Below are 14,398 nucleotides of genomic sequence, written 5' to 3'. Positions count from 1 at the left end.
TTTAGGCAGGGTTGTTATTGGGTACCTTCCACTGAGTGCCATCATTGGGGCGCATTTGGCATTCGCTAAAAGATGGTGATGTGGCAGTTCACAGATTAGAAATGGCAGCTAAAAAAGAGGGGAGGGGGTATTTAATTTGGTCAGGCTAAGAAGGCCATAATCACCATCGCAGAATATATCCGGGTAATTTCTACTCTTGGCACTCGTCCGAGAGGTAACAGACTGATGTAACATAGGCAGTGAATGGTGCTATTTCATTCAGCAGCCTTAATGGATAAACGAGGTTGTCATAATAATGAAATAAATTTTCTCAGGAATAATGGTTAATGCCAATTTTCTTGGCGTATTAAGCATCCATTTTTTTAATGTTTGAAACATTAAACTCGCCGTTATTCACAGCGAGTTTTTCATGTTATCTGTCGAAAGAATAGCTTCCCAAGAATAAAGTATTTTATTTCTTCCGCTATTTTTGGCGTGATAAAGCAACTGATCTGCCGCAGTTAATGCGGAAGGGAAATCGCCGTCATGGAGGGTAGAAAGCCCGGCGCTGACTGTCACATGGGTGGAAACATCAGCATTAAAGTTATGGGGAATATTTAAGCTCAGCACCTTATTTTGAATGCGCTCAGCCATGCGTACCGCGTAGTCCTGGGACACATTCGACATCACGACCAGAAACTCTTCACCCCCGTAGCGCACCACCACGTCGCGAGAACGAACGGCATCGCGTATGGCTGCTGCGACCCGCACCAAAGCCTGATCTCCCATGGTATGACCATAGTTATCGTTGTAGGCTTTGAAGTGGTCAATATCGAGTAACATCACGTAATGGCTGGATTTGTCCTGACTGAATACGGTTTCTAGCTTGTTTTGTAAGCCGCGGCGATTATACAAACCGGTAAGGGGATCAAGCATACTGAGATCGCTAAATTTTTCCCTTTCGCTATAGAGATTGGTCAACATTCGGCGGGTGAAGGCGTCGCTGCGTTTAAGCATCATATGGTGCAGATACAGACCAATGAGCGGCAGGGCAACGGTGAAAATTATCTTGGAGATGTGAGTGAAACCGTCTAAAAAAATAACGGTTCCAGTGGAAGGTGCTACATGAAGGCAAAATGCCAGGAAATTATCCGATAAAGCGATAACGCTAATAAAGAATATACTGAGCAGGCTGACCAGCAAGTAACTCTTATCATAGTCACCGATTTTATCGAACTGCAGAATTATATGCCATGCCCATAAACTGCCGACCAAGATGGAGCAGATACTTAAACGGAATAGCTCAGTTTTTTTATTCAAATAAATGAATATTAATCCTGATACGCACACCACCCCAATAATCATTAAGGGCAAGCTGGCTTTAGCCATCTTTACTGCTGGGTTAATCATTGAAAATAGGGCCGATGCACTATTTAAGAAAAAGAATAACAATAGCGAAAGACGATGTTTGCTTTTTAGCAATTCATCATAGGCATGAAATATCATTAAAATTCACTCTATTTAGGGTCCGGCCTTATGAATAGATCAATGCTGCAATATCTGCAGTAAATAGCTGAGTTCAAATAAATTGACGACTAATAATCTAGGAAGGTGATTATTTAAATTCGATAGGTTATTAAATACCGAACTTAAAACTATCACTTTTGGTTACCACTGTCACCTTAACGGGCGCGTGGCGGGCAAAATGATGCGCGATGAGAAAAATTGCTATATGCTATTGGTTCTCATTATCACTGTATGGCAAAAATCATGATTGCAGCGATGGTAGCGGCGTGTGGACTCTGGGGAGTGAGTTGGTTTTTAGGTAAAAGGCTGACCAGCGGCTGGGGCGTACTTTTGCCTTGTGCGCTGCTGCCCTTCTTGGCTTTAGCCAATCTTTCGTTGGATAACCTACGCGTACTGGTCGTTATTGCGATGCTCGCCACGCTGGTGATGTTGCTGCATAAAACACTTCGCCACTATTTACTCCTGCCGTCGTTTGTTGCACTGGCAGGCGGGCTGACAGCACTCTCTTTAAATTTCAATCTGCTATAACCGGACGGGCGAAAGGATAAATCGTTTAACAAGGTTTAGGGGTTTTGGGTGACTGACTGTTGCCTGAAAGGCAGAGATTTTTTTAGAAAAGACAGAGACTTGCAAGAGGGGATGTCGATATTTGAAGAGAATCATGTGGTGCGAAGGGAGGGACTCGAACCCTCACATCCTAAGGACACTAACACCTGAAGCTAGCGCGTCTACCAATTCCGCCACCATCGCACAGATGATTTCTTCTTTATATCTAACTGCCTGATTTATATCACCGGAGTGGTGCGAAGGGAGGGACTCGAACCCTCACATCCAAAGGACACTAACACCTGAAGCTAGCGCGTCTACCAATTCCGCCACCATCGCATCGTGCCGTGCAATATAAATTCAGTTTACTGCTGTTAACTCACTCAGTAGTTGTATTGGTGCGAAGGGAGGGACTCGAACCCTCACATCCAAAGGACACTAACACCTGAAGCTAGCGCGTCTACCAATTCCGCCACCATCGCATTCTCAGCAGAAAATTCATCAGAACTTACTCTGCGAGTAATACAACTACGGGGCCGAATTCTAGAGATTTCCGCTCCGCCGTCAATACTTATTTCCCCCATTGCCGACGTTTGGTGTAAAAAGCAGCATATTCATGGGGAATAAGGCTGTTTAGCTTTTACCAATAGGCCAAATGCAATGACTCGAGGGAAAGTTCGCCGCGTTTGATGTCTCCCTGAGTGAAGCCAAGGCCGCGGCGATGTAAGGTGCCGCAGCCTGTACGGCTCCGGCGAGTTAAGGTTAGCGTTTTTTCTTTTTCGGATCGCGTGGCGTGCGGCCTAGCGTGGCTTGATACACCTTAAAGCGGCCATTCTGCGCCAACACTTCGTGGCTGCCGAAGGTGGCATCCAGCAGGGCAGCGTATGGCAGGAAGGCGTTAGCTACGATGCGCAGGTGCCCGCCGGTATTCAGGTGCTTGGCTGCGCCGCGAATCAGCTGTTCAGCCGCATGGAGGCTGGTTTGCAAGCCTTCGTGGAACGGCGGGTTGGAAATGATCATATCGAAACGACCCGCGATGTCGGAGTAGACATTACTGGCGATAACCTCACCCGGCAGGTCGTTAGCTGCCAGCGTCGCCCGGCTGGCTTCGATAGCCGCTGCGCTCACATCGCTGAGGGTGATTTTCATTTTTGGCGAATAAGTGGCCAATACTACCGCCAGCACGCCGGAGCCGCAGGCGATATCCAGCACTTTGCCTTTCACCGGCTCTTCAAAGCTGTTGATTAACAACAGGCTGCCGCTATCTAGCCCTTCGCGGCTGAATACGCCAGGCAGGGTTTTAATGGCGACTTCTTCCACCATATAGGTGTCCCACCACTCTTCGGCGTCGAACGCAGGCTGTTTTTCCAAACGGCCGTGGTATAAGCCACAGCGGCGCGCGCTGTCGATTTTGCTCACTGCGCACAGGCCTTCGAGCACGGTTTCCACGCTGCGAACGCCACTGCGGTTCTCGCCGACCACAAAGATGTCGATACCGACTGGCAGCTGCGACAACAGGTTGAACAGTTGGAATTTTGCTTCCTGCTTGCTCTTCGGCCAGTAGTAGACCAGCAGGTCAGAAGGCTGGATAAATTCAGCATCGGCTAACAGGCTAAATTGCACATTGTCTTGTAATGCGCCGCTCAGCATCTGCCAGTGGTGATATTGATTGGTATGAACGCGAACCTCTTCGGCCTCGCACTCATCAACGAAAATGGCGGGTAAATCATCTTGTAAGTCACCGGCAAACAGCACGCGGCGCCCTGTAAATTCGTCACTGTGGCGCAGTATTACTTCACTTGCCGGGGTTAATGCAGACATCAGGTTGTGGCTCCTCAGGAATATGACCGGTGATTATAGAGGTTTATTGGCGCGCGTTCGATGTGTTTGCTAGCATAGCGCGGCATTTCGGGTGTTCAACAGGCAGGGAACAGGTATGGCATCAAGACGAGACTGGCTGTTACAACAGATGGGGATCACCCAGTGGACATTGCGCAAACCCTCTGTTTTACAAGGGGAAGTGGCCGTTAGCTTGCCGGAAAATACCCGTCTGCTGATCGTCGCCGATGTGCCTCCTGCTGAAGATGATCCGTTGGTAAATGATGTGGTGCGCAGCCTCGCGCTGGCGGCTCAACAGGTTTACCGTCTGACGCCAGAGCAGGTGAGTATGCTCCCCGAAGGCACGCACTGTAATACATGGCGACTGGGCATTAACGCACCCTTAGCGGTCGAAGGCACACAGTTATCCAGCCCGGCTCTGGCCGAGCTTTATCAAAATGCCGCAGCCAAACGCGCGCTCTGGCAGCAGATTTGTGAAAATGAACAACATTTCTATTCTGACGCCCGCTGATTTACCCCGTGCCCTGCAAATTGAAAACGCCAGCCACGCTTTCCCCTGGACCGAGAAAACCTTGGCCAGCAATCAGGGCGAGCGTTACCTCAATCTCAAAATCACGCAGGGCGAGCAGATGGCCGGTTTCGCCATCACGCAGATCGTTCTCGACGAGGCGACGCTGTTCAACATCGCCATCGACCCCGCATTCCAGCGCCAAGGTTTAGGCCGCAAGCTGCTTGAAGATGTCATCGAAAAGCTCGAGCAGCGCGACGTCGTCACCCTGTGGCTTGAGGTCCGCGCCTCCAACAGCAAAGCCATCGCGCTGTATGAAAGCCTCGGCTTTAATGAAGTTTCCGTTCGCCGCAACTATTACCCCGCCGCGCAAGGCCGTGAAGACGCCATCATGATGGCGCTGATTCTGGGTTAGCGTAAACCCTGCCTAAAAAACCATTGATTGCCCATCCAGCTTAAATCAGTGAAAATAGCCGGCTATTAACTTTTATTACCGCTTTGCCTGACGTCCTGTGACGTGATGAACAATGATGCAGGGCGGCCAACCGAAGAAACGTGAAAAACATGTCTCCAAGTGAATTCGCCCTCGAAGTGGCTAAACGCCGTACCTTCGCTATTATTTCTCACCCCGATGCGGGTAAAACGACCATCACTGAAAAGGTGTTGTTATTCGGACACGCGATTCAGACCGCCGGTACGGTAAAAGGCCGTGGCTCCAATAACCACGCGAAATCCGACTGGATGGAAATGGAAAAGCAGCGCGGTATCTCCATCACCACCTCCGTGATGCAGTTCCCGTACCGCCACTGTCTGGTTAACCTGCTCGACACCCCTGGGCACGAAGACTTCTCGGAAGATACTTACCGTACTCTGACGGCGGTGGACTGCTGCCTGATGGTGATCGACGCCGCGAAAGGTGTAGAAGACCGTACCCGCAAGCTGATGGAAGTTACCCGTCTGCGCGATACGCCAATTCTTACCTTTATGAACAAACTCGACCGTGACATCCGCGACCCAATGGAAGTGATGGACGAAGTTGAGCGCGAGCTGAAAATTGCCTGCTCGCCAATTACCTGGCCTATCGGCTGCGGTAAGCTGTTCAAAGGGGTTTACCACCTCTATAAAGACGAAACTTACCTGTATCAGACCGGTAAAGGTCACACCATTCAGGAAGTGCGCATTGTTAAAGGGTTGAACAACCCTGACCTCGACGCCGCCGTGGGCGAAGATCTGGCGAAACAGCTGCGCGAAGAGCTGGAGCTGGTGCAGGGCGCGTCCCACGAGTTCGAGCAAGAAGCATTCCTCAGTGGCGAACTGACGCCAGTGTTCTTCGGGACTGCATTGGGTAACTTCGGCGTTGACCACATGCTGGACGGACTGGTTGAGTGGGCACCTGCCCCAATGCCACGCAACACCGACCTGCGCGAAGTGAAAGCCAGCGACGAGAAGTTCACCGGATTCGTGTTTAAGATCCAGGCCAACATGGACCCGAAACACCGTGACCGCGTGGCTTTCATGCGCGTGGTGTCCGGCAAATATGAAAAAGGCATGAAACTGCGTCAGGTGCGTACCGGCAAGGACGTGGTGATTTCCGACGCGCTGACCTTTATGGCGGGAGACCGTTCGCACGTGGAAGAGGCTTATCCGGGCGATATTATCGGCCTGCATAACCACGGCACCATTCAGATTGGTGACACCTTCACTCAGGGCGAGAACATGAAGTTCACCGGCATTCCGAACTTCGCCCCAGAAATGTTCCGTCGCATCCGTCTGCGCGACCCACTGAAGCAGAAACAGCTGCTGAAAGGGCTGGTTCAGCTGTCGGAAGAGGGCGCAGTGCAGGTATTCCGCCCAATCGCCAACAACGATTTGATTGTTGGCGCAGTCGGCGTACTGCAGTTTGAAGTGGTGGTCGCGCGTCTGAAGAGCGAGTACAACGTTGAAGCGATTTACGAATCCGTCAACGTCAGCACCGCCCGATGGGTTGAATGCAGCGACGTGAAGAAGTTCGAAGAGTTTAAGCGTAAGAACGAAGTTAACCTGGCGCTGGACGGCGGCGATAACCTGACTTACATCGCGCCAACCATGGTGAACCTGAACCTGGCGTCAGAGCGTTACCCGGAAGTGACGTTCCGCAAAACCCGCGAGCATTAATTTTCACTGCTCGGTTAACCTATTTCATTGGTTAACTCAGCCCCCCTCAAAAGGCGACGATCCGGTCGCCTTTTCTCTTCCCGCTTGCACAATTCTGCTGTTTTAATCTTTCCGCTGCGAAACTACTTTTGCGGTTTTCGTTGATTTATTGGGCAATATTGTGGTGTTTTGATCGGACTTGTCTGCATTTGGCGCCGATTTAGCATTCTTTCTCCCCATCTTCGATTTCTCAGCTATATTAAATCTGTGTGCAGCGAACGGTGGGTTAAACCACTGCTTCCGATTAATAAAGCAGAGTGTTATAGGGTAAAGGTGACAAATCTCACCCTTTAACAAATGACTCTACTGCACATGCAATAAGAGAAAGGTTTTTAACTAAGTTACAGACCTTGAGTCTGGTTCGATATTGCACAAAACCGTCACGACCATGTGACGTAAAGAGTCCGCCATTTAGGACTTATAAACTAAAGGAAGAAATCGATGAAAAAGTCTAACTTTGCCTATTCCATGCTGGCCGTTGTTTTGAGCACCGCTGTAATGAGCGGGAGCGCATTGGCTGCAACCACCACTGATAGCGCGGGTGCAAAAATCGATAGCTCCATGAAGAAAGTTGATAGCTACATGGGCGACAGCGCCGTTACAGCAAAAGTTAAAAGCGCACTGATCGATGACAAAGCGATCAAGAGCAATGATATCTCCGTTAAAACCGACAACGGCGTCGTCACGCTGAGTGGTTTTGTCGGTTCACAGGCTGAAGGCGAGCAAGCCGTGGCCGTTGCAACTAAAGTTGAAGGCGTAAAATCCGTCAGCGATAAACTGCACACTAAAGACAGCAAAGAGCAGTCCGCAAAAGGCTATGCTGGCGACACCGCCACCACCACGTCGGTGAAAGCTAAGCTGCTGGCTGATGACATCGTTCCATCACGCATGGTCAAAGTTGAAACCACCGACGGTGTTGTTCAACTTTCCGGTTCAGTGAAAGATCAGGCTCAGGCCGATCGTGCTGAAAGCGTGGCTAAAACCGTTGACGGTGTAAAAAGCGTCAAAAATGATTTGAAAATCGCACCATAAGATTTTCGATCAAAGATTGCCTGTTTAGGCAGGCAATCTGCTCTTCAGCAGTAAGCGTTAACACCATAAAACAGAACTCATAGGACCTTTCGCGCCATAAAACAGTCAGTTTTCCTAACAGTTTCATTTTTACGACTATCTTTAAAAGGTAAGCATTTTTCTTTCAACACGTAAAAAGCACTTTTGAAGCAGCCGAAAAGAAATGTTTAAAGCTGAACTGAGGCCCGGAATATTGGGTACCACATTGATTTGGGTAAAAGTTAAATAGGGTAAGGAGAAGCTTATGTTTCGTTGGGGCATTATATTTTTAATCATCGCGCTTATCGCGGCGGCACTTGGTTTTGGTGGTCTGGCTGGTACAGCTGCTTGGGCTGCAAAAATCGTCTTCGTCGTCGGTATCATTCTGTTCTTGGTGAGCTTGTTTACCGGACGTAAACGACTCTGACACCAGGTCGGAAAGATTAAGTAGCACTTAGAATCCTGCCGGGGATTAAATCTTACGCTGAGTACCAACTTCTAGAGATTAGATAGCTTGGTTAACAGAAAGTAACGATTTAATCCCCGGTATTTTGTCTGTTGATTACCCATATTAGAAAGACAATGTATGCTCTTAGTTGAGGCCCGCCATCTGTGAGGCTGAAATACTGAGGGAAAGGCGTTGGGATACAGAATACCTGTCACGCTCGGCAACATTGAACCACTGGCTTACAAACCCTACAAACCAGGCAAGATAGCACTGGTGTGCGAAGGCGGCGGACAACGCGGAATTTTCACCGCTGGCGTGCTGGATGAGTTCCAGCGTGCGGGGTTTAATCCGTTCGACCTGTATATCGGCACCTCTGCCGGGGCACAAAATCTTTCCGCTTTCGTCTGCGGCCAGCCGGGTTATGCCCGACGCGTCATCACTCGCTACACAACCAGCCCCCACTTCTTCAATCCACTGCGCTTTGTGCGTGGCGGCCACCTGATCGATCTCGACTGGCTGGTGGAAGAAACCTCAAAAAATATGCCGCTGGCGATGGATACCGCCGAAAAGCTGTTGATCGACGGCCGCGAGTTCCTGATGTGCGCCTGCCGCAGCGATGACTACTCCGCCAACTACTTTGCGCCGACGCGCGAGAACTGGCTGCCGGTGATCAAAGCCTCCAGCGCCATTCCGGGCTTTTATCGCATGGGCGTGGAGCTGGACGGCGTGAGCTATCAGGACGGCGGCATCAGTGACGCCATCCCGGTGGAAGAGGCTTATCGCCGCGGCGCGGACACGATCGTGGTGATCCGCACCGTGCCGTCCGCCATGTTCTATACCCCGCAGTGGATGAAGCGGATGGAGCAGTGGCTGAGCGAAAGCAGCCTGCAACAGCTGGTGCGCATGATGCAACACCATGAAAGCAGTTATCACCGTATTCAACAATTCATCGAAAACCCACCGGGTGATCTGCGCATCTTTGAGATTTTCCCGCCAAAACCCCTGGCCAGCCACGCGTTGGGCAGCCGTTTCCCGGCGCTGAATCAGGATTACCATCTCGGACGCCGCTGTGCGCGCTACTTCCTGTCTGCTGCGTCACACTGGCTGATCCCGCGCGAAAAAGATAAACCCTTGCCCTACATTTTGCCGCGCAAAACCCGGCCAAAACGCGTGGTGGTGCCGGAGGAGAATCCAGAAAACGTGGTGCCGATCGCCGCGCAGGCCGGTCCGGTGGAGCAGATCATTCTCGATCCCGCCGTGCTCACTGACATCGTGGCCGATGGCGGCATGGTACTCCCGGCCGCATTCCACGATGAGAGCCAATACGCCGCCAAAAGCAGCACGCCTAAGCCCGACGCCTCGCCAAAAGCCGAGGACAAACGCAGCGATGGTGAGAATCTGTAATGGCGCATTTTATTGATACCCACTGCCATTTTGATTTCCCGCCTTTTACCGGCGCCGAGGCTGAGAGCCTCTCCATGGCGGAACAGGCGGGTGTTCGCCAAATCATCGTGCCTGCCGTTACCTCAGACCGTTTTCAGGGCATCGTGCGGCTAGCCAAACAGCATCCCCAGCTTTACGCCGCGCTGGGCCTGCATCCGCTGTATATCGCCCAGCACCGGGATGCCGATATTGATTTGTTGGACGGTTTTCTGGCTCAGCGTGATAACAAGCTGGTGGCGGTAGGGGAGATTGGTTTAGATCTCTATATGGAAGAGCCGCAGTTTGAAAAGCAGCAGCGGCTGCTCAAATCGCAATTTGCCTTGGCGAAACGCGAAAACCTGCCGGTTATCCTGCACTCTCGCCGCAGCCACGATCCGCTGGCCGCCATGCTGCGTCAGGCGAAACTGCCGGCGACGGGCGTGGTTCACGGTTTTGCGGGCAGCCTTTCGCAAGCACAAGCCTTTGTTAAATTAGGCTTTGCTATCGGCGTCGGTGGTACCATTAGCTACGAGCGAGCGCAGAAAACCCGCAATGTGATGGCCCAGCTTCCTCTCTCCAGTCTGCTACTTGAAACCGACGCGCCGGACATGCCGCTGCAAGGTTTTCAGGGCCAACCCAACCGCCCCGAGCGCGCCGCAGCGGTATTTGATGTGCTGTGCGAACTGCGGGAAGAGTCCCCGGAGCAGATTGCCAGCGCACTGCTGGAGAACAGCCGCCGCGTTTTCGCCCTTCCGCTTTAAATTTCCCGGTCAGTTTGGGCTTCTTAAATGTAATTTTGTTATTTAAATAACATTTATAATCCACCAAATTTCTAGGTATAGCTTTTAGTGCGCTTTTTAAACGCGATGCTTCTCCTTTAAATGTTATTATTATAACATTCATTTCAAGATCACCGGTCGGTGATCACAGAGTGGGCAACCCGCCATCAGTTGTCATGAATCGGGTGTACACTCTTATTAGGGCCGGATATTGAGCATAATTGCGCCAATCTCAGAATTGCTGCAGCGTAAGTGTGATGCGAATCTCATTTGTGGAAGTAACGTTGCAAGCGGTTTTCATAATTTGTGAAATACTGCACAGAGCAACCTGATACGGCGTGTTCAAATAGTCACAACGCATTGGCTGATGCCAATCAGGTGCGGTGAGAAGGATCTCATCTGCCAGCAGGGCGCAAATTCGCCTCTGTTCGCTGTCTTCAAGGAACCAAGTCCGCTCGCCAACCGTGCAGAGTTCGGCATCTTTTGCCGGGTTCATGACTGTATGCTCAGTTCTGGCTGGTCGCTGGAATTGAAAATTGTTGGAGAGTTTTATGACCGATTTAACCGCCGCAGCACAACGCGCACTGAACCTGATGGATTTAACTACCCTGAATGACGACGACACTGACGAAAAAGTGATCGCCCTGTGTCATCAGGCCAAAAGCCCGGCGGGCAACACCGCTGCTATCTGCATCTATCCACGTTTCATTCCGGTTGCGCGTAAAGCCCTGCGTGAGCAAGGCACTCCTGACATCCGTATCGCGACCGTCACTAACTTCCCGCACGGCAACGATGACATTGAGATCGCCGTAGCTGAAACCCGCGCGGCTATTGCCTATGGCGCAGATGAAGTTGACGTTGTATTCCCATACCGCGCGCTGATTGCGGGCAACGAGCAGATCGGTTTTGAGCTGGTAAAACAGTGCAAAGAAGCCTGTGCTGCCGCCAATGTGCTGCTGAAAGTGATTATTGAAACTGGCGAACTGAAGCAAGATTCGCTGATTCGTAAAGCCTCAGAAATCGCCATCAAAGCCGGTGCTGACTTCATCAAAACTTCAACCGGCAAAGTTCCGGTCAACGCGACCCTGCACAGCGCAGAGTTGATGATGACAGTGATTGCAGAGATGGGCGTAGGCAAAGACGTTGGCTTCAAGCCAGCGGGCGGCGTGAAAACGGCTGAAGACGCCGCGCAGTATCTGGCACTGGCAGACCGCCTGCTGGGCCGCGAATGGGCTGACTCGCGTCATTTCCGTTTCGGCGCATCCAGCCTGTTAGCCAGCCTGCTGACCACGCTGGGCCACGCTGACCAAAAGTCTACCAGCAGCTATTGATCGTTAAGGCAATTCGCTAACGCATTCGGCGTTACGGGGTCCGGCTCGCCGGGCCCCAGCCCTGGAACATCAATAACTTCCTCTCTACATTCCTAGTCATTCAGGAGCACTCCGTGTTTCTCGCACAAGAAATTATTCGAAAAAAACGTGACGGACAGCCGCTAAGCGAAGAAGAGATTCGCTTTTTCATCAATGGGATCCGTGACAGTCAGGTATCGGAAGGGCAGATTGCTGCCTTGGCGATGACCATCTATTTCAACGACATGAACATGAAAGAGCGCGTGGCGTTGACCATGGCGATGCGCGACTCCGGCACCGTTCTGAATTGGAACAGCCTCAACCTCAACGGGCCGATTGTCGACAAACACTCCACCGGCGGCGTGGGCGATGTGACTTCGCTGATGCTGGGTCCGATGGTAGCGGCCTGTGGCGGCTACGTGCCAATGATCTCCGGGCGCGGTTTGGGCCATACCGGCGGCACGCTGGATAAACTGGAAGCCATTCCGGGCTTTGACATTTTCCCGGATGACAACCGTTTCCGCAGCATTATCAAAGATGTGGGCGTGGCAATCATTGGCCAGACCAGCTCTTTGGCTCCGGCGGATAAACGCTTCTACGCCACCCGTGATATCACGGCCACCGTCGACTCCATTCCGCTAATCACCGGCTCGATTCTCGCCAAAAAGCTGGCGGAAGGGCTGGACGCGCTGGTGATGGACGTCAAAGTCGGTTCCGGCGCCTTCATGCCGACCTACCAGCTGTCCGAAGACTTGGCGCAGGCGATCGTTGACGTAGCCAATGGCGCGGGTTGTAAAACCACCGCGCTGCTGACCGACATGAACCAGGTGCTGGCATCCAGCGCGGGTAATGCCGTGGAAGTGCGCGAAGCCGTGCGCTTCCTGACTGGCGAATACCGCAATCCACGCCTGCTGGAAGTCACTATGGCGCTGTGCGTCGAAATGCTGATTTCCGGTGGTTTAGCCAGTGACGACGCCGATGCACGCCGCCAGTTGCAAGCCGTGCTCGACAACGGCAAGGCGGCAGAGATCTTCGGCCGCATGGTCGCCGCGCAAAAAGGCCCGGCTGACTTCATCGAGCGCTACGACAGCTATCTGCCGAAGGCGACCCTCAGCAAGCCTGTGTATTCAGAAAAAGCCGGGATCGTCAGCGCCATGGACACCCGCGCGCTGGGCATGGCGGTGGTATCACTGGGTGGCGGCCGTCGTCGCGCCAGCGACCCAATCGACTACAGCGTTGGGCTGACCAACATGGCGCAATTGGGCCAGCAGGTGGATACCCAGCAGCCATTGGCGATGATCCACGCCAGCAATGAAGAAGCCTGGCAGAGCGCCGCTGAAGAAGTTCGCGCGGCGATTGTCCTCAGCGACAAGGCGCCGGAAACCACCCCGGTGGTGTATCGCAGAATTAAATAATCGGATATTTGGGGGTTGAAAATGCGTAGCGACGCCCCCAATTCAATATGATCTGTGTGTCGGCCTGAACCGATGCACGCAACGAATAATTGAGCATAGGAGTGCAAGATGAAACGTACGTTTATCATGGTACTGGACTCATTCGGTATTGGTGCCAGTAAAGATGCTGAAAAATTCGGTGATGCAGGTTCTGACACATTGGGCCATATTGCCGCTGCCTGTGCACGTGGCGATGCCAACGTTGGACGCCAAGGGCCACTGAATCTGCCTAACCTGACCCGTTTAGGTTTGGCGAAAGCTGCCGAAGCTTCTACCGGCAAGATCCCTGACGGTATGGACGGTAACGCTGAGATAACCGGCGCTTACGCCTACGCCAGCGAGCTTTCTTCCGGTAAAGACACCCCGTCTGGTCACTGGGAAATCGCCGGTGTTCCGGTCTTGTTCGACTGGGGTTACTTCAGCGACACCACCAACAGCTTCCCGCAGGAACTGCTGGATAAGCTGGTAGAGCGCGGCAACCTGCCGGGTTATCTGGGCAACTGCCACTCTTCCGGTACCGTGGTGCTGGACGACTTGGGCGAAGAGCACATGAAAACCGGCAAGCCGATTTTCTATACCTCTGCTGACTCCGTGTTCCAGATTGCCTGCCACGAAGAGACTTTCGGCTTAGATCGCCTGTACGAGCTGTGTGAAATCGCTCGTGAAGAGCTGACCGAAGGTGGCTACAACATTGGTCGTGTTATCGCGCGCCCGTTCATTGGTGACAAAAAAGGTCACTTCGAGCGCACCGGTAACCGCCATGACTTAGCTGTAGAGCCGCCAGCGCCAACCATTCTGAAAAAGCTGGTTGATGAGAAAAACGGCAACGTGGTGTCTGTGGGTAAAATCGCCGACATCTATGCTCAGGTGGGTATCACCAAAAAAGTGAAAGCCACTGGCTTGGACGCGCTGTTTGACGCGACCATTCAAGAGATGAAACTGGCTGGCGACAAAACTATCGTCTTCACCAACTTCGTAGATTTCGACTCCGCTTACGGCCACCGCCGTGACGTGCCGGGCTACGCGGCTGCGCTAGAGCTGTTCGACCGCCGTATGCCAGAGCTGCTGGAGCTGGTGAAAGAAGATGACATCATCATCTTCACCGCTGACCACGGTTGTGACCCAACCTGGCGTGGCACCGACCATACCCGCGAGCACATTCCAGTGTTAATCTACGGCCCGAAAGTGAAACCTGGCTCGTTAGGTTACCGCGACACCTTCGCGGATATCGGCCAGACCGTGGCGAAGTACTTCGATTTGTCGCCGATGGATTACGGTAAATCCATGCTGTAAACACAGCGCCT

General features: G+C 52.2%; 14 protein-coding genes and 3 tRNA genes. 11 read left to right on the top strand and 6 right to left on the bottom strand.

The annotated features are described in order from the left end of the window. Window positions 1–393 precede the first annotated feature (393 nt). On the bottom strand, window positions 394–1,485 hold the full coding sequence (locus ACT3RT_RS11005) for a GGDEF domain-containing protein (RefSeq protein ID WP_485902242.1): 1,092 nt from the start codon (window positions 1,483–1,485) through the stop codon (window positions 394–396). A gap of 264 nt (window positions 1,486–1,749) precedes the next feature. Between ACT3RT_RS11005 and ACT3RT_RS11000 the strand changes: the two genes are divergently transcribed. After that, window positions 1,750–2,034, top strand: a complete 285-nt coding sequence (locus ACT3RT_RS11000) for a DUF1435 domain-containing protein (protein WP_353500867.1) — start codon at window positions 1,750–1,752, stop codon at window positions 2,032–2,034. 136 nt (window positions 2,035–2,170) lie between these two features. Here ACT3RT_RS11000 and ACT3RT_RS10995 read toward each other — a convergent pair. The 4 genes from ACT3RT_RS10995 to rsmC all read right to left on the bottom strand — a co-directional run bounded on the left by ACT3RT_RS10995 (window position 2,171) and on the right by rsmC (window position 3,873). Further along, window positions 2,171–2,256 (bottom strand) — tRNA-Leu (locus tag ACT3RT_RS10995). A 49-nt stretch (window positions 2,257–2,305) separates the two neighbouring features. Next, window positions 2,306–2,391 (bottom strand) — tRNA-Leu (locus ACT3RT_RS10990). 57 nt (window positions 2,392–2,448) lie between these two features. Then, a tRNA-Leu gene (locus tag ACT3RT_RS10985) sits at window positions 2,449–2,534 on the bottom strand. Between the two features lie 280 nt (window positions 2,535–2,814). Beyond that, complete coding sequence (gene rsmC / locus ACT3RT_RS10980) at window positions 2,815–3,873, bottom strand: 16S rRNA (guanine(1207)-N(2))-methyltransferase RsmC (RefSeq protein WP_485903066.1); 1,059 nt, start codon at window positions 3,871–3,873, stop codon at window positions 2,815–2,817. A gap of 115 nt (window positions 3,874–3,988) precedes the next feature. On the opposite strand from rsmC, the gene ACT3RT_RS10975 reads away from it, so the two are divergent. The 7 genes from ACT3RT_RS10975 (at window position 3,989) to ACT3RT_RS10945 (ending at window position 10,273) form a co-directional block, all read left to right on the top strand. Next, on the top strand, window positions 3,989–4,402 hold the full coding sequence (locus tag ACT3RT_RS10975) for a DNA polymerase III subunit psi (protein WP_396131573.1): 414 nt from the start codon (window positions 3,989–3,991) through the stop codon (window positions 4,400–4,402). Then, on the top strand, window positions 4,371–4,814 hold the full coding sequence (gene rimI / locus ACT3RT_RS10970) for a ribosomal protein S18-alanine N-acetyltransferase (RefSeq protein ID WP_353500870.1): 444 nt from the start codon (window positions 4,371–4,373) through the stop codon (window positions 4,812–4,814). The genes ACT3RT_RS10975 and rimI overlap by 32 nt, the downstream gene beginning before the upstream one ends. A 149-nt stretch (window positions 4,815–4,963) precedes the next feature. After that, a complete protein-coding gene (gene prfC / locus ACT3RT_RS10965) occupies window positions 4,964–6,553 on the top strand; it encodes a peptide chain release factor 3 (RefSeq protein ID WP_034786949.1) in 1,590 nt (529 codons plus the stop codon). Window positions 6,554–7,033: 480 nt separating this feature from the next. Continuing rightward, complete coding sequence (osmY, locus tag ACT3RT_RS10960) at window positions 7,034–7,624, top strand: molecular chaperone OsmY (protein WP_034786952.1); 591 nt, start codon at window positions 7,034–7,036, stop codon at window positions 7,622–7,624. 283 nt (window positions 7,625–7,907) lie between these two features. Continuing rightward, window positions 7,908–8,069 (top strand): DUF1328 domain-containing protein, encoded by a 162-nt coding sequence (locus ACT3RT_RS10955; RefSeq protein WP_013577105.1) that lies wholly within the window; start codon window positions 7,908–7,910, stop codon window positions 8,067–8,069. 213 nt (window positions 8,070–8,282) lie between these two features. Then, window positions 8,283–9,494, top strand: coding sequence for a patatin-like phospholipase family protein (locus ACT3RT_RS10950; RefSeq protein ID WP_496202972.1), 1,212 nt, complete (start codon window positions 8,283–8,285; stop codon window positions 9,492–9,494). Next, on the top strand, window positions 9,494–10,273 hold the full coding sequence (locus ACT3RT_RS10945) for a TatD family hydrolase (protein ID WP_353500926.1): 780 nt from the start codon (window positions 9,494–9,496) through the stop codon (window positions 10,271–10,273). Before ACT3RT_RS10950 ends, ACT3RT_RS10945 begins: the two co-directional genes overlap by 1 nt. A gap of 250 nt (window positions 10,274–10,523) precedes the next feature. Here ACT3RT_RS10945 and ACT3RT_RS10940 read toward each other — a convergent pair whose 3' ends face one another. Further along, the gene (locus ACT3RT_RS10940; RefSeq protein WP_353500927.1) at window positions 10,524–10,787 is read right to left on the bottom strand and encodes a hypothetical protein; all 264 of its coding nucleotides are present in this window, start codon (window positions 10,785–10,787) and stop codon (window positions 10,524–10,526) included. A gap of 55 nt (window positions 10,788–10,842) precedes the next feature. Here ACT3RT_RS10940 and deoC point away from each other — a divergent pair, with 55 nt between their 5' ends. The 3 genes from deoC to deoB all read left to right on the top strand — a co-directional run bounded on the left by deoC (window position 10,843) and on the right by deoB (window position 14,387). Then, on the top strand, window positions 10,843–11,622 hold the full coding sequence (deoC, locus tag ACT3RT_RS10935; protein ID WP_353500928.1) for a deoxyribose-phosphate aldolase: 780 nt from the start codon (window positions 10,843–10,845) through the stop codon (window positions 11,620–11,622). Window positions 11,623–11,735: 113 nt separating this feature from the next. After that, window positions 11,736–13,055 (top strand): thymidine phosphorylase, encoded by a 1,320-nt coding sequence (gene deoA, locus ACT3RT_RS10930; RefSeq protein WP_353500929.1) that lies wholly within the window; start codon window positions 11,736–11,738, stop codon window positions 13,053–13,055. A 108-nt stretch (window positions 13,056–13,163) separates the two neighbouring features. Continuing rightward, entirely contained in the window at window positions 13,164–14,387 is a 1,224-nt protein-coding gene (gene deoB, locus ACT3RT_RS10925) for a phosphopentomutase (protein ID WP_353500930.1), read from the top strand. Window positions 14,388–14,398 lie beyond the last annotated feature (11 nt).

Origin of the sequence: Ewingella sp. AOP9-I1-14 (assembly GCF_052375995.1) — a bacterium.
In the GTDB taxonomy this organism is placed as follows: Bacteria; Pseudomonadota; Gammaproteobacteria; order Enterobacterales; family Enterobacteriaceae; genus Ewingella; species Ewingella allii.
Note: the sequence above shows the minus strand (reverse complement) of the source record. Positions and strands in the feature narration are given on the sequence as shown.